Raw genomic sequence first — 18,870 nt, 5'->3', positions numbered from 1 at the left:
TGCCTCCGCACCGAGGCGAATTATATCGGTCAGAAAACGCAGGCGAAAGGCGGGGTCCGGACGCTGCGCCTTGCCTTGAGAACGGGGCGGGGCTAGTTTTCGGATCATGAGGTGGCGAAGATGGCGGCGTCGGTAAACAAAGTAATTCTAATCGGCAACCTGGGACGCGACCCCGAAACCCGGTTCACCAACTCGGGCACCTCGGTCACCAACTTTTCGATTGCGACCAAGGAGTCGTTCGCCGACAAGAGCGGGACGCGGCAGGACCGCACCGACTGGCACAACATCATCGTCTGGGGCAAACAGGGCGAGACCTGCGCGCAGTATCTGAAAAAGGGAAGCCCGGTCTACATCGAGGGCAGAATTTCCTACCGCGAGTACGAAGCGAAAGACGGCAGCGGCAAGCGCAAGGTCACGGAGATTGTCGCGATGCGCGTGCAGTTCCTGAGCTCGCGCGGCGGCGCTCCGATGGGCGATGAGGCGGGAGACGCCGGCGGCGGCGCTCGCAGTCGCGCACCCGCAAGCGGTGGCGGCGCGGGCGACGACGTCGCGCCGATGGACGACGAGGACATCCCGTTCTAGAGCGGAGGCGCCGTTCTAAGCGCGTGATTTCCGGATTCGGCGCAATCTCGGAGGAGCGGGAAGCGGGCCGGCGTCCGCGCGGCATGCGATTTCAATAAATCGGCTCAACTCGACGCGCAGATCGCCGACTGCGAGACCCATGTGCTCGTACGGAATTGAATCGAGCCTGGCCGACGCTTTCTGATACAGCGAGCGTGCGCCCTCGAGGTTTCCGCGCTGCGCGTGCAGAATTGCGACCGCAGCCTGGATCAATCCCTGGTAAAAAAGCTTCACCGCGCCGTCGGAGCGCTTCCAGATTTCCTCCCATGCTTCATGACACTCGAAGAAGCGCCCCTGATTGAAGAGCTCGATTCCCTGTTCGAAGAAGTCGGGGGGCGGCGGCGAATCGGTGTTTCGGTGTTGCGGCGCGGCGCTAATCCCTGGTCGCGCCGGGCTCGAGCTCGACGCCGACCGGCTCCAGTATGCGCACGACCATATTGTAGAAGGCGACGTTCTGCACCAGTTCCATCATGCGCTGCGTATCGAGAAACGTCTTCAGGGCATTCCAGGTCGCGTCGGTCACGCGCACGTTGCTGGTGGCCTCGACGGCGTAACGAATCACGACGCGCTCATGGTCGCTGAACTTCGAGGACTGCTCCCAGTCGGCAAGCGCCTGGAGCTGCTCGCGCGAGACGCCGACGCGCCGTGCGATGCTCAAATGATGGACGAACTCGTATTGCGCATCGGTCAGCCGTCCCACGGTGAGGATCGCGAGTTCGCGGAGTTTCGGGTCGAGCGCGGTCTTGTTGCGCAGGCTGTTACCCATCGAGCAGAAGCGGCGCAGAAATTTTGGCGTATGCGCGAGTACGCGGAAGAGATTGCCGACGGTGCCGCCACTCTCCGCGGCCAGGTTGTCGAAGATGACGCGCTCGGCTTCGGGAAGGTCTTCGCGATTCAGATACGGTACGCGCGCGGCCATGAGTGCGTCTCCTGCGGAAAAAGATATTCCCGGCTTCGACAGCGCGGCCCTCGTTCAGGCGAACAGCATCTCGGACATCGCGCCGCCGGGCGGAATCATCGGCATCACCGCCTCTTCCTTGGGGATCACGATGTCGATGAGTACCGGACCGGGGGTCGCGAATGCTTCCTTCATCGTGGCGACCAGATCTTTCGATTTTTCAATTCGGAAGCCGCGCGCCCCGTAGGCATCGGCCAGCTTGACGAAATTCGGCACCGACATCGCGGTGTATGAATACCGTTCGGCGTAGAACTTCTCCTGCCATTGGCGAACCATCCCGAGGAAGTAGTTATTGAGTATGACTACCTTGATATCGACTTTGTATTGGACCGCGGTACCCAGTTCCTGGATATTCATCTGAATCGAGCCGTCGCCCGAGACCACCACGACCTTCTTGTCAGGCGCGGCAAATGTCGCACCGATCCCGGCCGGCAATCCGTAGCCCATGGTGCCCAGTCCACCGGAGGTCAGCCATGAGCGGGGATGCTCAAACGGGAACATCTGAGCTACCCACATCTGATGCTGCCCGACGTCAGTAACCAGAATGCAATCGCTCTTGGTGAGATTGGCCAGTTCGGCAATAACGTCGTGCGGGGAGACGCTCTCGCCACGATGAATGTTCTCGTAGAGCGGTTTCTCCTTCTGCCACTTGAGGATCTGCTGATGCCATTTCGTCCAATCGGCGTGGCGCTTCGCCATACTCTCGCGGCTCTTAATCGTGGTCAGCATGTCGGTGAGTACCGACTTGATATCGCCGACGATCGGAATATCGACTTTGACGTTCTTCGAAATCGACGACGGGTCGATATCGATGTGAATAATCGTCTCGGCCTTCGGCGCGAATTCAGAAATCTTGCCGGTGACGCGATCGTCGAAGCGCGCACCGACTGCGATCAGGCAATCGGTGTTGCACACCGCCGTGTTGGTGGCATACGAACCGTGCATCCCGAGCATCCCGAGCCGGAGCGGATCGGAGGCGGGGAACGATCCCAATCCCATCAACGTCTCGGTAATTGGAATACCAAGTCCTTTAACCAGTTCGCGCAGCTCGGGCGCCGCACCGGACCATTGCACGCCGCCGCCGACGTAGAACAGCGGCGTCGAACTTTTCTCGATCGCCTCGATCGCGCGCTCGATCTGGCGCGGATTGCCGCGAATTATCGGCTTGTAGCCGCGCAGTTCGATTTTCTCGGGCAGGTGAAAAAGATGCTCGGCCTGTTGCACGTCCTTGGGCAAATCGACCACCACCGGACCGGGACGTCCGCTGCCGGCGATATAAAACGCTTCCTTGATGATGCGCGAGATATCCTTGACGTTCTTCACCAGGAAATTGTGCTTGGTGCACGGGCGGGTGATGCCGACGAAGTCCGCCTCCTGGAAAGCATCGTTGCCGATCATCGTGGTCGGAACCTGCCCCGACAAAACCACCATCGGGGTGGAATCCATGTACGCGTCGGCGATTCCCGTGACGCAGTTGGTCGCGCCGGGACCCGAGGTGACGATGACGACGCCAGGGCGTCCGCTGACGCGCGCATAGCCTTCCGCCATGTGGGTCGCGCCCTGCTCATGGCGGACCAGAATGTGCTTGATCTTTGAGTCGAGTAGCGCGTCGTAAGTCGGCAGGATCGCGCCGCCGGGATAGCCGAAGACAACATCGACGCCCTCGGCAATCAGGCTCTCGACAATGATTTGTGCTCCCGTAAGTTTTTTCATTTACCGATTTTTGGCAAAATTCCCCGTGATTTGAGCCTCCAAAGGTACACTACCCGCGGAGGTCGGCACAACTTGTGCTCAAAAGCGGGAATGGTCGGATCGATTCGACGCTCTAGTAATGCTGGGCGGGACCGAAGCGGCCGGCTCCCGGTTCCGTGCCCACCACTTCCAATGTCTGATTGTTCGCGGAGAACATGCCGCGCACCGTCAGGGTCTGGCCCGGCTGCATGTTCTGGAACGTCTCCTCTTCGAGACCGGTCACGTTGAAGTTGGGATTGTACTGGCGGACCAACTGCCAGATGTCAGGCCAATGGACTTTGCCCATGGGATCGTCAACGTAGGCGTCATTCAGCACGAACTTGTAGGTTTTCCCGCTTACGCCCATCGTGACTACCTGCTTGTTACCGTAGATCTCGCCCGGCGGGGGCTTGCTGATAACCATCGTGGTGGGAAGCGGAATCATCATCGGGCGCATCTGCGCATCGGCTCGGGCAGCGATAGATACGAGCGCCGAAATCGCGAGCGCGAACAGACCGATGCTGGAGACAGTCTTTTTCATGGGAGTGACCTCTGTCGCTCTTTGCTCAATCATAGAGAGCGCGTCGATGAACGATCAAGCAAGGCGCCTTCGAGCGAGAGCTTGAAACCTTGCAATGGGCGGCCGTCTGGTTTAATCGGCAACTCGGAGCGCAGACGAGAGGAACTCAACAATCATGTCGCGATCGGCAAAACGTCTCACCGCTTGCGGCGCAGCCCTGGTGCTGCTGGCCGGACTCGGGTGGTGGATGGCGCACGTGCCGGCGGTGCAGGATGCGCTGCTGAGGCGGATGGTCGAGCGGACCCTTGGCGCAACGCGCAATGATCTCCTCGCCGACGACGCGCTCCGCGTGGTCCTGTGCGGGACCGGAAATCCGCTTCCCGATCCCAATCGGGCGGATGCGTGCACGGCGGTTTTCGCCGGCGGCAATATGTACCTGGTGGACGCCGGCCCGGGCGCAGGTAAGAACCTCGCGCTGTGGCATCTGCCGGTTTCCAAGCTGGCGGCCGTGATGCTGACGCACTACCACTCGGATCATATCGGCGAGCTTGGCGAGATTAACCTGCAGACGTGGGCGCAGGGCCGGGCGACCCCGTTGCGCGTCTACGGGCCGCCTGGCGTCGAGGTGGTGGTGGGCGGATTCGCGCAGGCCTACGCGCTGGACCGGGACTATCGCGAGGCGCATCACGGCACCGCACTTATGCCGCCGGCCAACTGGACGATGGAACCGCACGTGGTGAAGATCGATACCGCGCCGGGCGCCGGGCCGTGCGCGGGTGGCTCGGCGACCGTCCTCGAAGAGAACGGGCTCAAAGTCACCGCCTTTACCGTCAATCACGCGCCGGTCGCGCCCGCATACGGCTACCGATTCGACTACAAGGGGCGCTCGGTGGTGATCAGCGGCGACACGACCAAATGCGCCAACCTGGTGGCGCAGGCGCGCGGCGTCGACGTGCTGATCCATGAAGCGCAGTCGGCGTCGATGGTGAAGATTATCGAAGCGGCGGCTATCGGGCGGGGAAACGCGCGGATTGCGAAGATCATGTCCGACATCCTCCGTTACCATACGACGCCCGAGGTCGCGGCCGCCGAGGCGAACGAAGCGGGCGTGCGGCTCCTGGTGCTGAGCCATATCGGACCGCCGACGCCTAACGCCTTCGTGCGGATGGCATTCATGCGCGGGGTCGGCGCGGTGCGGGCGCACGGCGTCGTGCTCGGATACGACGGGATGCTGCTCACATTGCCGGCGGGTTCAGGCACAATCGACACCTCCAGCGTCAACTAGCAGGCGCGCTGAACTTCGGCGATAAGCAATGAAACAACTAGCGGACGAGATAACCGCGGGTCGAATTGCGGACTTCAACCACCGGTCGGAGAAGCTGGATGACACTCGAATATGATTTGTTCTGGTCCTTTCGCTCGCCGTATTCCTACCTCGTTACGCCGCGTCTGATTGAATTCGAACACGAGTACGACGTGAAGGCCAATGTGCGGCCGGTTTATCCGATCGCGGTGCGGATTCCTGGCTTTTTCAAACAGGTGAACCCGATGTGGCCGCCCTATTTGCTTCGCGATTGTTCGCGGATCGCGGAGATGCTGGGCATGCCGTTCAGCTGGCCCAGCCCCGATCCGATCGTCATGAACATGAGCACCGGCGAGGTGGCCAGCGAGCAACCGTACATCCACAGGTTGACGAGGTTGGGCGTCGCCGCCGCCGCTGCGGGCAAGGGACTGCCGTTCCTTGCAGCGGTGAGCGCAGTTATTTTCGGCGGCGTCAGGGATTGGCATCTCGGCGGCCATCTCGCCGCAGCGGCGCAGCGCGCAGGGCTGGACCTCACGCGCCTCGATTCGGAAATCGAGCGCGATCCCGATCGTTATGAAGCTGTGATCGCCGAAAGCGAGGCCGCGCAGAAGCGCGCCGGGCATTGGGGCGTCCCGCTGATGGTCTTCAACGGCGAGCCGTTTTTCGGGCAGGACCGCTTCGATCTGCTGCGATGGCGCATGCAACGAAACGGACTCGCCCGCCGCCATTGAGTGGCACAAGCGCGATAAAAAACCGTTCAGCCGCAAAAGTCCGGCTCTCGATCGAGACATTTTCGATCGAGCCCGACTGTTGTAAGATGGCTCCCGACGCGCCGGAATAGGCGCCGCGCACCATGGGGGTACACATGCGAGAGTCATCGTTGCGAATCGTGGCCGGAACCTTGCTGGCGGCGATGCTGTGCGCGTTGCCGCGTGCCCAAGCCGACGTCAAACCCGGCGACGTGATCACCAAGGACAATGCATCCAAGGTCGCCGACCTGGTCAGCCCCGGCAACTACGTGCTGGTCCGCGAGGGCATGCAACTCAGGATCGTGCCGACCGACAAGCTCGAATGGCCGCCGCCGTTCAGAGCCGCCACCGAGAAGTACTCGGGCCAGGTCCAGCTCGGGGCCGACGGCACGCTCAAGAATTACGTCTCCGGCCAGCCGTTTCCGCTGGTCGATCCGAACGATCCCCAAGTGGCGACCAAGGTAATGTGGAATTTCAGCTACCGGCCGCTCTACAGCGACGATATCGATATGCGCTATCCCGAGGTTGCCGCCTTCGACAAGAACCCCACCGGCTCGCCGTTGAGCTACTACACGGTGGGGCATTTCGCCTTCTACAACAACATAGGGCGGATCGAGGTGCCTCCGATACCAACCGATCCCGACGGCGTGGCCAGTGGCATCCGTTATCGCTTCGGCTTCTATCCGTTCATGGAACCGTCGTCGCTGCGCGGCTACGGGATGGTGCGGCAGAGGCATATCGATCCCGCGGTCGAGGACAACACCTGGGTGTTCAGCCCCGCCGCGCGCAGGCTGCGCCGTGAATCCCCGGCGGTGCTCTCAGACGCCATCGGTGCTTTGCCGGGATTCGGCGGCGGCGGAGGAGGAGGCAGCGGAGGTTACGGGGGCGGCGCGGGTGGCGCGGGAGGAGCCGGCGGTGGCAGTGCTTTCGCTAACACGCTCGATCCGGACTCATACTTCGGCTTCTCGGCGAAAATCGAAGATTTCAACTACCGCTTCCTGGGCGAGAAGCAGATGCTTGCGTCGGTCCACGCCGCGCATTCGCCCGAACCGCAATGCCCCTTCGATGGCGGCAAAACCATTTGCCCCGAAGACTGGGAGATGCGCCATCTGTACGTGATCGAAGCGGACTCGAAGCCGGGCCATGACGCGACGATTCCGAAGCGAATCTTCTACATTGATTCAGAAGGATGGTTCATCACGGCGTCGGATCAGTACGATCGCGACGGCAAGCTGTGGAAGACCATCGCGACCTTTAATACTTACCGCGACCGGCCGGTGCCGGACGCGACAGTCGCCATTTATCCATACAAGCGGATGTTCCAACTGGGTCTGGTCGATGAGGATCTCGACACCGGTTACACTTCGGTCGTCTATATGCCCGGAGCGACCGCGCCCGATCACGAATGCTGGTATATCGATATGGGAACCGTGGACAACGCAATGCTGGCGCCTCAGGCGCTCGAGCGAGCCGGCCACTGATCGGGAAAAAGCGACCTACAGCTGCAACACGAACCGGATGTCTAACCTCTTACCGGAGTTGAGGGTTGCGCACCCGGAGCCGCACCTTTTGGCGGCAACGGAGGCGGAGCTGGAGTCTTGATCTTCCATTCGAGCGATTTCACCGCCTGGGCCAAGACCGACTCACCCACAGCATCAATCAGCGCAAGACCAAGAAGCAGCGATTTGACCTCATCATCGATCTTAAGCGCCTTGATCGTCGCCAGCTGCTTCCCCAATTTAGCCTGATCTGCCTCCGGCAGGTTCTGCATCAGTGCCAGACAGTAGCCCGGCAGACTCTCAAACGCGCGTTCGAATGATACTCCGCTCATCGTCTCTGCTACCGCCTTGCTGCGGTCGGCGGCGCGAAGCCGATCGACGGCAGAATCCGCTGCGCGGAGCACCGAAAGAAGAAATGAAGCGGGTCCCGCCGGGACGACTTGATCACCGGCGCGCATCGAAATCAGAGAACTTCGGAATAGCGCGCTTGAACCGAACCCGGCCACGAGGATCCGTGCCCATTCGACCGCTTGGGGATTTTCGCTGCTGATGAACTTCCAGTCGAAGACTTGAATCAGGAACTACGCCAGTAATGCGGCAGCAGCGTTGATCCCGATATAAGTCAGTCCCGGCAGCGACCGCACCGCTCGGATGGGGTGGTCGCGGTAACGCGAAACCAACTCGCCAATAGCCACCAACGAGCCAAATGTCATCGCATAGAGCGCGTCTTGATTCTCCACCAGTGCTGCCAGAACGAGCCCGAGAGCCCGAGAGATCGCCGCCAACGTCCGTTACGCCGCCGTGGCCATCGAAGCCGCCAGCTTTTCACCCATTGGCGTAAGATCTATCTTGTCAGAGGCAGAAAGCCCTTGGACATTGATTAAACCCGCCTCTTGCAGGGCCTTGGGGGCGGCGGCGAGGTCAACAATCGAGACTCCGCTCACCGAGGCCACCTCCGAGACGGTCGTAGGCGCGGTCATATATCGCAACAGATCGGCAGACTGAGGAGCGTTTGCACCGGCCCCTGCCTCAGCTCTCTTGAGCGTCTCGAAGAAAGTCACGAAGCCATTGCTGGTAGGGCCGGCAGCTTTCTTAGCCATCGTGCTAATCCTCCCATAGCTATTTTAGCCGGAATTGCCACAATCAAGCTACCGTAAACGGAAACCCGAGTTACAGCTGCAACACGAACCGGATGTCGCCCAGGCGCAGCCGGCTACCGGCGCTCACGAACGCCGAGCCATGGATCTGGCGATCATCGACGTAGCTGCCGTTAGTCGAATTCAGATCCATCAGCTCGAATCCACCGTCGCGGCGCATCAAGCGCGCGTGCTGACGCGACACGCTGGCGTGCGGAATGACGACATCGTTGTCCTCGCCGCGGCCGATCGATATCTCGTCTTTCATCAGCGCGTATTCCGCCGGCACCGGATCGATGCGATCGACTGACACCAGCCGAGCGCCCTGCGTATTTCCCGCCCCGCGGGGCGCGGTCGTAGGTGCTTGCGACGCTCTCGCGGGCGCGCGCTGGACCGCGCGCGCCGCTGGCGGTGGCGCCGACGGCATCCGGAGTGAGGGCGCGCCCTGCGCCTCCACGATGGCCTTGAGTTCATCGGCCGGAAGCCCGAATCTCATTCGCGACAGCCCGAACAGCCCGATGATTGCGATCAACGGTACCGCTCCGTTCCACCAGCTGAACGAGAATTGCGCAAGCCCCGTGCCGGTCGAGTTTCCAGCGGCCGTGCCCATGTCCTCCGGCACGTTAATCGCGGCGCCGCCGAGCCCCCGCACCTGGTACGCAGTTTGGGCCGTGCCCGCTTCGCCGTTATAATCGATCTTCAGTTCGACACTGCGATTGGTGCCATCTTCAATCGGCCGCGGCGTTCGATAGGTCAGCGAGTACTCCGTCGCGATCGAATGACCGATCTCGCGCACCAGCGACGGGAAGCGGCTTTCTTCCGTGATGATATTGTACGAACGGCCATGCGTCGCATCGACGATTTCCTGGTACTCGGGCGCGATGAACGGCGGCGGAACCACCCCATACATAGTGAGCCCATTTTTCTTGAGCAGAGCGGCGACTTTGGTGCCGGTCAGATCCGTCACCTGCACGCCGCGAGTATGATGGTCCCAGAAGGCCTGATCGTGCGCCGTGTCGGCCGAGCCGTCGCCGTCATGATGAGACGGCGCGTCGGTGACTATGATGATGATCCCTTCGGCCTCGGGGCGGAATGGAAACTTCGCCGCATAGGCGAGCGCGTCGAGCTGATCCTCGGGGATGTCGCCGCCGCCGCCGGCGTGCAGGGTGCCCACCCACTCGGTGAACTGCTTGACGTCCGAAGTAAACGAGTTGCGATAGGCGCAGTTGCAGTCGGGGTACGCCGACACCACGTAGTCCTCGAAGGTCACCAGTCCGAGTCGGTAGTCGCGGCTGTTGGATTGCAGGTCCTGCGCAAACGCGATCACGTTCTGCTTGACCGCGTCGATATAAGGCTGCATCGATTCCGTCACGTCCAACACGAACACGATATCGACGGGACGGCCCTGGCCGACTCCGCGAAAATCGAGGATTTTGGCTTCCTTGCCGTCTTCAAATACTTTCACGTTGTCGGGGCGAAGGTTGCCCACCGGATTGCCGTTCTGATCGGTCAGACCGAAGTCGAGCTGCACGCCGCCGTCGGCGTCGAAATGCTCCAGGCCCGGGTTTCCTGTCGTGATTTTCAAGCTCGTATCCGCCGCGGTCACTCGAACCCCGAAGCCAAGCAGAAAGAAAAGTGCGAACAGAGCGCAGCAGGCGTTTCGATTCGACAAGCTCATCGCTGGGATTGATTCTCCGGATCGGTAAGGCGATCAGTCAAGCTCCGCTATCAATTTGACGTTCACGCAGGCCATTGTATTCTTGCGTTCGCACCACGGTTAGGTTATCCCAAACGCTGACCCAATTCTTCTTCGATGGAATCCGTGTGAAACATTCTTTTGTACATCGCACCGCTGGCGGCCTGATAGTAGCTTTCGTCATCGTGATTGGCGTGCTGCTGGCCGGCGTCGGGTCGGCCCGGGCGGCCAAAAATGCGATGGTCGAGGTAGGATTTGTAGGCGTCCCGCCGCCGAACTTTCAGAATGTTCTCCTCAATGTTCAGTCGGTTCGCATCAATCCCGACGTAAGCGCCGCCCCCGGCAACGGCAAATGGCAGACGATTCCGGTGCCTCCGGGGATCGGAAACGCCGGCCGGAACGCGGACCTGCAGATCGATCTCAACGCTTCGCAGAACACACCCCAGATCTTCAACACCGCGGGTGTGCAGGCCGGCACCTACCGCATTGTCGAGCTCCGGCTCGATTCGAACAATCCCGGCACGTTGGTCCCCGACTGTCCCAACGCGCCGGGCACGATCGCCAACCCCAGCAACACCGCCGACGGATGCATCAGTTACCCCATCCAGTTGGCTGGCAACAACGTCATCACTTTCTCGAATGCCGACGGGCTGATCTTTCCGGCAAATAAGATAATGACGCCGTTGATCCTTCAAGTCTCAATGTCGGCCCCTGTGCCGCCTACGGTGCCCGGCGGTGCATATACGGTAACGATCACGTTGACGACGCCACCCACGAATGCGGCCGAGACGGGCATAGTCACAGGGTCCGTGAATGTCAACGGCAGTAAGGGCTCGGGGAGTTCGGCGTCGGGAAAGATCCGCAAGCTGACGGTGACAGCGGAAGCGATCGGAACCAATACCGCGATCGCGAGCACTCCGGTCAAAAACGGGCAATATACGCTGATACTTCCGGCGGCCGCCACTTTCGGAACTCTCTATGACCTAGCGGTGGCTGGCGGAGCAGATACTTACGCCGCACAGCGGCTACTGCCGCTATACCAGGGACAACAGATAAACGCTGAATTCACCGGATCAAATAGCCTCACCGGGGGCCAGACGCTGGGCAATATCACGGGAACGATCAGCGACAATTGCGTCGCCACAAAGCCCATTGTCGGTGCGACGCTGCAGTTGCTGATTCCGCCCGATCCGCCCAATCCCAACTCGTCGGTCGACTGCTCAGTGCCGGGTAACGCCCCCCTGTGCGTCGCTGTCGCGACGGCGAATACCGATAACACAGGCTACTTCCCGCTGCCGGGGACGATCTCCATTCCCGCCGAGTTCGAAAACGTTCCGGTGGTACCGAAAAAAACACCCTATGTGATGGAGGTCACCGCGCCGGGCTACGATCCTTTATTCGTCTACGCAGTTCCGACTTCGAACAGTAAAGGTGGCACTTGCGCTCCTATCGGCAGCACTACTCCTACTTTCGGCGCGTGCGACTTCGCGCTGAACACGGGATACATCACCGGTGCAATACCGATAGAACCACCCGTTCCGGGGCAGACCACTCTGGTCCAGGTATTCGCCGAGGACGCCGGAACCAACAATATTGAAAGTGCGCTCCCGATGCCGATTACCGTCACCAGCTCGAACGGCGGCACGATCGGCTATACGCTTAACGTTCCGCCCTCGGTTTCCACCTTCGATTTGTTCGCGACGACGATCGATACCTATCAGGGTGTCACCGATCCGTATCCGGGCCATACCATCGTGGTGAAGTCAGGCGTTACGGGACCGGCGGAGCCCTCCAAGCCGGGCGCATGCAGCACCGCGACCCCGACTCCTTTCGACCAATCGATCGAGTGCATCGGTCACGGCAGCGTGACGGGCATTGTCGGCAACGCCAACCTCGGCACCTCGGTGGTCTTGTCGAAGCAAGATACGGTATCGCTCGACTTCGTGGCGATAACGAATACTCTCGTGCAGAATCAGTTGCCGAATTTGACCCCGAGCAACAATTACTCCTTCTGCGCTCCTGCCGACACTTATCAGGTACAAGAGTGGCAACTCCCGACACCCGAGGCCGACGCAACGCCGTCGTCGTCGCCTACAGCTTCACCGGTTCCCGACACCGCCGCGATTGTCATGATCCCGCTGCCTCCGTCAGCCGGCGGCCCGAGTCCGACTCCGACGCCAGCGATCAGGTGCCCGACCACCTGCGAGAATCCCGACGGCACATGCCCCGGCATCTGCAGCAACGTAATCCAGCCGCTACCGCCGACGCCGTCACCGGCTCCGACACCGTGATCGCGATGGGAAGCCGGGGCATGCGGAATCTCGTGCGGACTTTGTCGATGAGCGCGCTCGGCGCCGCGATGGCCTTTTCAGTCGCGGCCTGCAACAACCAGACTGGATTTTCCGGGAGCGTCGGTAATACGCCCAACGGTCCGCCGCTGGCTGCGTACGACATTCTCGGCACCGTCGGCACGCCATTTATCGCGACCGTATCGGACTCGCGATCGTCGTGGACGCTTCAGGGGGTCGTCCCACTTGACATCATAATCGCCAACAACATCCTGCCGGCCGCGATCATCGCGACCAAAACCACCAGCAACAGCAACCTGCTGAGTGTCGAAATAATCAGTGGCTTTCGCGTGGCCAATGTCCAGTCCACCAGCGCACCTTTTGGCACCGTGTCGCTGCAGATCGGGGGTACCCTCAGCTCGATCTCGCCGCCGGCGGACCCGGACCTGCGGATTTTCAATTCCGGTCCCCTCAATGAGCGCTACTCGGCGCTGGTCGAGGACGTCAGCACTGGATGGGTGATCGACGGCCGCGCCCCGACTTTGATTTTGTTCGACAACCCGGACGGAAAAGTGGATGCCACCTTTTTCGGAGGTCAGGACTACGGCAGTTTCACTCTCAACATGACGCTCGGCGGCGCAGTGGTGGCAACCGTCGTTCATGGCCCGGACGCGACGATTCGCGAGCCATGACTGGCGCCCCATCTTGAGTCAGCGCCCGCGGTAGCTGCGCAATTCGCGCGCATGCCTGATGCTGCGTCGAAGTTGCGCTCGATCGTCCCGGTTCGTTTGACAGCCTCCCCCATTCGTCATACTTAGCCTTTGTAACAAGTGAGCGAGCCATTCGATAACGCGCCTGGATCTTCCCGCCTCTGAAATCATTCTATGAATTCGCAGCTCGTACGCCGGGTCCTTTTGGCAGTGGCAATCATTGTCGCCCTTGCCGCGGCGATTCCCGGCTTTCGCTACTATCGCTACATCGAAAGCCATGTCAGCACCGACGACGCCTACGTCGACGGCACTGTCGCGCTGGTGTCCTCGCGGGTTGCCGGCACCGTCACCAACGTTTATGTCGAGGACAACTGGACGGTTACGGAAGGCCAGTTGTTGTTGACGCTGGATTCACGCGACTTCGACGTCCGTGTCGAGCAGGCCCAGGCTCAGCTCGAGCGCGCCAGGCAATCCGTCGATGAGCTCTACGCGCTGGTGGATGCGGCGCGGTCGGGCGTGTCGCTCACCGTGTCGCAGCTCAAGCAGGCGAAAATCGATTTCATGCGCGCCAAGGCGCTGAAGGAAGAAGGCGTCAACTCCATTCAGCAATACGATCAGGCCAACACCGCGCTGGGCATCGCGATGGCTGATGAAGCGCTCGCGGAACATCAATTGACCCAGGCCAAGGCCGCCCTCGGAGCGCGCAACGACGGCCATTCGCGCTACGCACTCCCGGTTGTACAGCAGGCTGAAGCCGCTCTGGAAGCCGCCAAGCTCGATCTCGGCTACACCAAACTGACCGCGCCGTTCACCGGCATCGTAACTCATAAGACCGCCCACGTTGGCAATCGTGTCCAGGTCGGAGAGCCTCTACTCGCGATCGTACCGCTGGGCAGGCTCTACATCACGGCTAACTTCAAGGAGACCCAGCTCACCGACGTGCGCGTCGGTCAAAAGGCGGAGGTCGTCGCCGACATCTATCCCAACTACACCTACAATGGACACGTCGATTCGATCAGCATGGGCACCGGCGCGGCCTTCTCGATCCTGCCGCCCGAGAACGCGACCGGCAACTGGGTCAAGGTCGTGCAGCGCGTGCCGGTCAAGATTGTTATCGAGGGGCCCGAGCCTCAGGACAAACCGCTGCGGCTGGGACTGTCGGTCGAGGTTACGATCGATCTCGCCGATCGCAGCGGGCCCTTGCTCACGTCGATCGTGCAGCAACGTTTCCAGCAAGGCAATCAGACTCTCCCCAACGAGACGCTCAAGATGGCGCCGATGCCCCCAACGCCGGTCGAACATCCGCCGCGCGCCGCAACGCCGCAACATTTCATGCCTCGTTCGATGCCTTGATCCCGCGCCCCAGTCGGGGTGTCGCTCTCTTTTCGCGATTGTTCCCCCTGCACCTGTTCTAACCGGCCGTCAGGCCGCATCGCCGTGGCGACGGCTGCGCAGTATTGAGCCGTTGGCAGGGGCCGCGCCCGCCAACGGCGGGCGGCCTTAACGGTGGGTGCCGGGGTCACCCCTGCTCGCGTCTTCTCACTGAGTGCAGGGGTCACCCCTGCCGAAGGAAGTGTGAAACCCACCGAGGGTTTCACATTCAATAAAGTGATTTCCCCTTCCCCGCTCCACGAACTGACACGCGTGTCAGTTCGGTTGCGACTTTTCGCCGCCTGTACTACGCTCCAGTTCGCGTGGATTCTTCGCCCGCGCGTCATCTAATGCTCGACTCTTGCGACATTGAGCAACGCCTTGCCCGGTATCTTTGCGCACCGATCGCGCGCCTGAACGTCCTTGCCAGCGGATGGGAAACCACCGTCTTCGAGTTCTCGCTTCAATCGGCGTCGAAGTCGTTCACCGCCATCCCGGCCGGCCAATCGATGGTTTTGCGCGTCTATCAAGGTTCCGAGGCCGACGCCAAAGGCACTCGCGAATACACCACCATCGCCAGCCTGTTCTCCGCCGGCTACTGCGTCCCGCGCCCCTACGCCTTCGAGGCCGATCATCGCGCCCTGGGCGCACCGTTCCTCATCATGCAGCGGCTGGCGGGCGGTCCGCTGTTCACGATCAGCAGCTTCCCGAATTCGTTAAAGACTTTCTCGATGGCATTTTTTTCCTTCGTCCGCGCGCAGGCGAAGCTCCACAAGCTCGATCCGGCAAGCGCGGGCCTGCGCGAGATTCCGCGCGCATATGTGCCGATCGCAGGCGCCGGCGCCGACGCCGGCTCTCCTCTGCTGGATCGCGTGCTCGCGATCATCGCCAATCGCGTCGAGACCGGCCCGCTGCCCGGCCTGCGCGAGGCGCTCAATCTGGTTGCCGAACGCGCGTCGAGGTTTCGCTACAGCCCCAATTCGCTCCTGCACATGGACTATCACCCGCTCAACGTGATGGTGGCTGGGCTGCGCGTGACCGGGGTCATCGACTGGGTAAACGCCGATGTCGGCGATCGCCATCTCGACGCTGCGATGACGTCGGTGATTCTGTCCTCGTCCGCGCTGGAGAACCCGCGATGGGTGCGCGATAACATCGTCGGCAACTCGCTTCGCGCGACCTTCGCGGGGTTGTACTTGCCGCTATATCATGCGATGGCGCCGATCGACTTCGAGCGCTTTCGTTACTGCCAGGCGGTCGCGGCGCTGCTGCGGCTCTCGATGCTTGGGATGATGCGGGCGCACGGTCCGGAAGTCGTGGGCTTCCGCCGCGAAGCTATCCACGAAGTCACGCCTGCGGTCGTGAGATTGCTCAGCCGCTACGCCACCCGCAAGAGCGGCGCGGCAGTCGGGCTCGACGCGCCCGCCCCCCAGCCCGCCTGAACCAGGCTCGCCCGCACCTCTCGCATTCGCCTAAAAAAATCGGTAACACGTTGGGAATGCGAAAGTGTTATGCAACTGCGATGCTGTTGGTTAGCTGGTACCTGATGCTGCCGCCGCCGGTTTTTCCGCCAGTGCAGGACGCGGCGGGAAATTACAAAATGAACAGCGCGGCGCCGATGTCCCAATGGCTCAAGTTCAAAACGCTTGAGTCCGAAGCTGCCTGCAAGGCGCAATTGAAGAAGGTGCAGCCTTTCTACAAATGCGTCAGAAGCGACGATCCCGCGCTGACGGCTTCCGCCCCGGCCGCCGCTGGCGGACCAAGCACCTCGACGGTCTCCGGCGCCGCCGCCAGTCACATGCAATAGGCTACTGGCGCGCGCCGCGATTGTTCCCCCTTCACCTGTTCTAACAGGCCGTGTCCGCCAGCGGCGGGCGGCCTTAATACTGGGGGCAGACCTCAGCCCGCGGGGTAGGGATCACCCCTGCCGCGCGACAACGGAGCGCGGAGTTGACACTGGGTGCAGGGGTCACCCCTGCCGGGCGGCCTTAACCCTGGCTACCCGTGCCCACGGGCCGAAGCAATTCGCGCAGCACGAACGGCAGGATTCCGCCGTGCCGGATGTACTCGACCTCCTCGGGCGTATCGACCCGCAGCGTCGCCTCGAACTCGATCGTCTTGCCGCCGGACTGTGCGCGCACCTTCACCGCCGGCCGCGGCTTCATTCCCGCCTTCAATCCCGTGATCGAAAATACTTCCTGCCCCGTCAGTCCGAGCTTCTCGCGGCTGTCGCCGGCCTTGAACTCCAGCGCCAGCACGCCCATCCCGATCAGGTTGCTGCGATGGATTCGCTCGAAGCTCTCCGCGATCACCGCGCGCACGCCGAGCAGTTGTACGCCCTTGGCGGCCCAATCGCGCGACGAGCCCGTCCCGTATTCCTTGCCCGCGATCACTATCAGCGGCGTCCCGGCCTTGCGGTAAAGCTCCGACGCCTCGAAGATCGTCATCCGCTGGCCGTCCGGCAGATGCGCGGTGAAGCCGCCTTCCACCCCCGGCACCATCAGGTTCTTGAGCCGGATATTCGCCAGCGTCCCGCGCATCATCACTTCATGATTTCCGCGCCGCGCTCCGTACGAGTTGAAGTCCTTGGGCGCCACGCCGTGCGCGATCAGATACTTGCCCGCCGGACTGTCGGCCCCGATCGATCCGGCCGGCGAAATGTGATCCGTCGTCACGCTGTCGCCGAGCACCGCCAGCGCCCGCGCGCCGCTGATATCGGAAAACTCGCCCACCTTGGCCGTCACGCCGTCGAAAAACGGCGGCGCCTTCACGTACGACGAATCCTTCTCCCAGCGGAACAGGTTGCCCTCCGGCACGGCCAGGCTCTTCCATCGCTCGTCGCCGTCGAACACCTGCCCGTACTCGCTCTTGAACATCGCGGCGTCGACCGAACCCGCCAGAGCCGCCGCCACTTCCTCCTGCGACGGCCAGATGTCGCGCAGATACACCGGACGTCCGTCTGAACCCGTGCCCAGCGGCTGATGCTCGACGTCGATATCCATCGTGCCCGCAATCGCGTATGCGACCACCAGCGGCGGTGACGCCAGGTAGTTGAACCGCACCGAGGGATTGATCCGCCCCTCGAAATTGCGATTGCCGCTCAGTATCGCGCATGCCACCAGGTTGCCCTGCTTCACCGCGCCGGCGATCGCCTCCGCGATCGGCCCGCTGTTGCCGATACACGTCGTGCATCCGTAACCGACCAGGTTGAAGCGCAGCTTGTCGAGCGACTCGGTCAGCCCCGCGCGCTTGAGGTACTGCGTCACGACCTTGGAGCCGGGCGCCAGGCTGGTCTTCACCCACGGCTTGACCGTCAGCCCGCGCGCGACCGCCTTTTTCGCGAGAATTCCCGCCGCCAGCATCACCGACGGATTCGACGTGTTCGTGCAGCTGGTGATCGCGGCGATCACGATCGAGCCATGCGTCAACGCGTAGCGCCCGCCCTCGGAATTCACTTCGACCTTGTTGACGATATGGCCGAGCTTCGATTCGACGACTGCTCCTTCGCCCGCCGACGCGCCGTTGCCGCCTTCGGCGACCCACTTCGCCAGCTCTTTGGGATCGACGCTCGGATGTTTCTCGAATTCCTTGGCAAGCTCGCCGCGGAAACCGCTCTTCGCCGCCGTCAGCACCACTCGATCCTGCGGACGGCGCGGCCCGGCCATGCTCGGCACGACGCTGCTGAGGTCGAGTTCAAGGGTGTCGGAAAATTTCGGCTCGGGCGCATCGACGGAATTGAACAGGCCTTGCGCCTTGCAGTAGGCCTCGATCAGCTTGATTTGAGCGTCGCTGCGTCCCGTCAGCCGCAAATAAGTGAGCGTCTGATCGTCAACCGGGAAAAATCCCATCGTCGCGCCATACTCGGGCGACATGTTGCCCAGCGTCGCGCGGTCCGCCACCGCCAGCGACTTGAGCCCCGGCCCGAAGTATTCGACGAACTTGCCGACCACGCCCTTCTTGCGCAGCATCTGCGTGACCGTCAGCACCAGGTCGGTCGCGGTCGCTCCCGGACGCAAGCTGCCCGCCAGCCGAAATCCGATCACTTCGGGAATCAGCATCGGTACCGAACGCCCGAGCATCGCGGCTTCGGCTTCGATTCCGCCCACGCCCCATCCCACCACGCCCAGACCGTTGATCATCGTGGTGTGCGAATCCGTGCCAATCACCGTGTCCGGATACGCTTCGCCGTTCTTCGACGAAAAAACCACCGGCGCGAGATATTCCAGATTCACCTGGTGAACGATTCCAGTGTCGGGCGGAACGACGCGGAAGTTGTCGAATGCGCCCT

The 18,870-nt window shown here is 61.8% G+C and carries 18 protein-coding genes; 9 read left to right on the top strand and 9 right to left on the bottom strand.

What is annotated here, in order from left to right:
- The first annotated feature begins 120 nt into the window (after positions 1 to 120).
- On the top strand, positions 121 to 582 hold the full coding sequence (locus tag ABSB13_RS10500; RefSeq protein WP_428107960.1) for a single-stranded DNA-binding protein: 462 nt from the start codon (positions 121 to 123) through the stop codon (positions 580 to 582).
- A 15-nt stretch (positions 583 to 597) separates the two neighbouring features.
- Here the strand turns inward: ABSB13_RS10500 and ABSB13_RS10495 are convergent, their stop codons facing one another.
- The 4 genes from ABSB13_RS10495 to ABSB13_RS10480 form a co-directional block, all read right to left on the bottom strand.
- Positions 598 to 933, bottom strand: coding sequence for a DUF309 domain-containing protein (locus ABSB13_RS10495; RefSeq protein ID WP_428107981.1), 336 nt, complete (start codon positions 931 to 933; stop codon positions 598 to 600).
- 61 nt (positions 934 to 994) lie between these two features.
- A complete protein-coding gene (locus ABSB13_RS10490) occupies positions 995 to 1,540 on the bottom strand; it encodes a carboxymuconolactone decarboxylase family protein (protein ID WP_428107958.1) in 546 nt (181 codons plus the stop codon).
- Positions 1,541 to 1,594: 54 nt separating this feature from the next.
- Complete coding sequence (ilvB, locus tag ABSB13_RS10485) at positions 1,595 to 3,292, bottom strand: biosynthetic-type acetolactate synthase large subunit (protein WP_428107956.1); 1,698 nt, start codon at positions 3,290 to 3,292, stop codon at positions 1,595 to 1,597.
- Between the two features lie 112 nt (positions 3,293 to 3,404).
- Positions 3,405 to 3,851 carry a hypothetical protein gene (locus ABSB13_RS10480; RefSeq protein ID WP_428107955.1) on the bottom strand — a complete coding sequence of 149 codons (447 nt, stop codon included), beginning with the start codon at positions 3,849 to 3,851 and terminating at the stop codon, positions 3,405 to 3,407.
- 154 nt (positions 3,852 to 4,005) lie between these two features.
- Between ABSB13_RS10480 and ABSB13_RS10475 the strand changes: the two genes are divergently transcribed.
- The 3 genes from ABSB13_RS10475 to ABSB13_RS10465 all read left to right on the top strand — a co-directional run bounded on the left by ABSB13_RS10475 (position 4,006) and on the right by ABSB13_RS10465 (position 7,363).
- Complete coding sequence (locus ABSB13_RS10475) at positions 4,006 to 5,115, top strand: MBL fold metallo-hydrolase (protein WP_428107953.1); 1,110 nt, start codon at positions 4,006 to 4,008, stop codon at positions 5,113 to 5,115.
- 98 nt (positions 5,116 to 5,213) lie between these two features.
- The gene (locus ABSB13_RS10470) at positions 5,214 to 5,864 is read left to right on the top strand and encodes a 2-hydroxychromene-2-carboxylate isomerase (protein ID WP_428107952.1); all 651 of its coding nucleotides are present in this window, start codon (positions 5,214 to 5,216) and stop codon (positions 5,862 to 5,864) included.
- 134 nt (positions 5,865 to 5,998) lie between these two features.
- Positions 5,999 to 7,363 (top strand): DUF1329 domain-containing protein, encoded by a 1,365-nt coding sequence (locus ABSB13_RS10465; RefSeq protein ID WP_428107950.1) that lies wholly within the window; start codon positions 5,999 to 6,001, stop codon positions 7,361 to 7,363.
- A 41-nt stretch (positions 7,364 to 7,404) separates the two neighbouring features.
- Here ABSB13_RS10465 and ABSB13_RS10460 read toward each other — a convergent pair whose 3' ends face one another.
- From ABSB13_RS10460 to ABSB13_RS10445, 4 genes are all read right to left on the bottom strand, one after another.
- Positions 7,405 to 7,839: a hypothetical protein gene (locus ABSB13_RS10460; protein WP_428107948.1), complete on the bottom strand. Its 435-nt coding sequence runs from the start codon at positions 7,837 to 7,839 to the stop codon at positions 7,405 to 7,407.
- A gap of 123 nt (positions 7,840 to 7,962) precedes the next feature.
- On the bottom strand, positions 7,963 to 8,166 hold the full coding sequence (locus ABSB13_RS10455) for a hypothetical protein (protein ID WP_428107947.1): 204 nt from the start codon (positions 8,164 to 8,166) through the stop codon (positions 7,963 to 7,965).
- Positions 8,167 to 8,172: 6 nt separating this feature from the next.
- Complete coding sequence (locus ABSB13_RS10450; RefSeq protein WP_428107945.1) at positions 8,173 to 8,481, bottom strand: hypothetical protein; 309 nt, start codon at positions 8,479 to 8,481, stop codon at positions 8,173 to 8,175.
- A 70-nt stretch (positions 8,482 to 8,551) separates the two neighbouring features.
- Positions 8,552 to 10,102 carry an FHA domain-containing protein gene (locus ABSB13_RS10445; RefSeq protein ID WP_428107944.1) on the bottom strand — a complete coding sequence of 517 codons (1,551 nt, stop codon included), beginning with the start codon at positions 10,100 to 10,102 and terminating at the stop codon, positions 8,552 to 8,554.
- Between the two features lie 239 nt (positions 10,103 to 10,341).
- Between ABSB13_RS10445 and ABSB13_RS10440 the strand changes: the two genes are divergently transcribed.
- The 5 genes from ABSB13_RS10440 (at position 10,342) to ABSB13_RS10420 (ending at position 16,389) form a co-directional block, all read left to right on the top strand.
- Entirely contained in the window at positions 10,342 to 12,504 is a 2,163-nt protein-coding gene (locus ABSB13_RS10440) for a DUF4382 domain-containing protein (protein WP_428107942.1), read from the top strand.
- The gene (locus ABSB13_RS10435) at positions 12,435 to 13,193 is read left to right on the top strand and encodes a hypothetical protein (RefSeq protein WP_428107940.1); all 759 of its coding nucleotides are present in this window, start codon (positions 12,435 to 12,437) and stop codon (positions 13,191 to 13,193) included. The genes ABSB13_RS10440 and ABSB13_RS10435 overlap by 70 nt, the downstream gene beginning before the upstream one ends.
- A gap of 228 nt (positions 13,194 to 13,421) precedes the next feature.
- Complete coding sequence (locus tag ABSB13_RS10430) at positions 13,422 to 14,564, top strand: HlyD family secretion protein (RefSeq protein WP_428107978.1); 1,143 nt, start codon at positions 13,422 to 13,424, stop codon at positions 14,562 to 14,564.
- 368 nt (positions 14,565 to 14,932) lie between these two features.
- Entirely contained in the window at positions 14,933 to 16,024 is a 1,092-nt protein-coding gene (locus ABSB13_RS10425; protein ID WP_428107938.1) for a phosphotransferase, read from the top strand.
- Between the two features lie 80 nt (positions 16,025 to 16,104).
- Positions 16,105 to 16,389, top strand: coding sequence for a hypothetical protein (locus ABSB13_RS10420; RefSeq protein WP_428107937.1), 285 nt, complete (start codon positions 16,105 to 16,107; stop codon positions 16,387 to 16,389).
- 181 nt (positions 16,390 to 16,570) lie between these two features.
- Here the strand turns inward: ABSB13_RS10420 and acnA are convergent.
- The coding region (acnA, locus tag ABSB13_RS10415; protein ID WP_428107936.1) for an aconitate hydratase AcnA at positions 16,571 to 18,870 on the bottom strand (2,300 nt) is incomplete at its 5' end.

This window comes from Binatus sp. (SeqCode) (assembly GCF_050013435.1).
In the GTDB taxonomy this organism is placed as follows: Bacteria; Desulfobacterota; Binatia; order Binatales; family Binataceae; genus Binatus.
The sequence above is the reverse complement of the archived record's forward strand: the minus strand, read 5'-3'. Positions and strand labels throughout refer to the sequence as shown.

Coding starts and splice junctions, on each gene's coding strand:
- ABSB13_RS10500 (WP_428107960.1), top strand. CDS start 121: ATGGCGGCGTCGGTAAACAAAGTAATTCTAATCGGCAACCTGGGACGC.
- ABSB13_RS10490 (WP_428107958.1), bottom strand. CDS start 1,540: ATGGCCGCGCGCGTACCGTATCTGAATCGCGAAGACCTTCCCGAAGCC.
- ilvB (WP_428107956.1), bottom strand. CDS start 3,292: ATGAAAAAACTTACGGGAGCACAAATCATTGTCGAGAGCCTGATTGCC.
- ABSB13_RS10480 (WP_428107955.1), bottom strand. CDS start 3,851: ATGAAAAAGACTGTCTCCAGCATCGGTCTGTTCGCGCTCGCGATTTCG.
- ABSB13_RS10475 (WP_428107953.1), top strand. CDS start 4,006: ATGTCGCGATCGGCAAAACGTCTCACCGCTTGCGGCGCAGCCCTGGTG.
- ABSB13_RS10470 (WP_428107952.1), top strand. CDS start 5,214: ATGACACTCGAATATGATTTGTTCTGGTCCTTTCGCTCGCCGTATTCC.
- ABSB13_RS10465 (WP_428107950.1), top strand. CDS start 5,999: ATGCGAGAGTCATCGTTGCGAATCGTGGCCGGAACCTTGCTGGCGGCG.
- ABSB13_RS10460 (WP_428107948.1), bottom strand. CDS start 7,839: ATGCGCGCCGGTGATCAAGTCGTCCCGGCGGGACCCGCTTCATTTCTT.
- ABSB13_RS10450 (WP_428107945.1), bottom strand. CDS start 8,481: ATGGCTAAGAAAGCTGCCGGCCCTACCAGCAATGGCTTCGTGACTTTC.
- ABSB13_RS10435 (WP_428107940.1), top strand. CDS start 12,435: ATGCCCCGGCATCTGCAGCAACGTAATCCAGCCGCTACCGCCGACGCC.
- ABSB13_RS10425 (WP_428107938.1), top strand. CDS start 14,933: ATGCTCGACTCTTGCGACATTGAGCAACGCCTTGCCCGGTATCTTTGC.
- ABSB13_RS10420 (WP_428107937.1), top strand. CDS start 16,105: ATGCTGTTGGTTAGCTGGTACCTGATGCTGCCGCCGCCGGTTTTTCCG.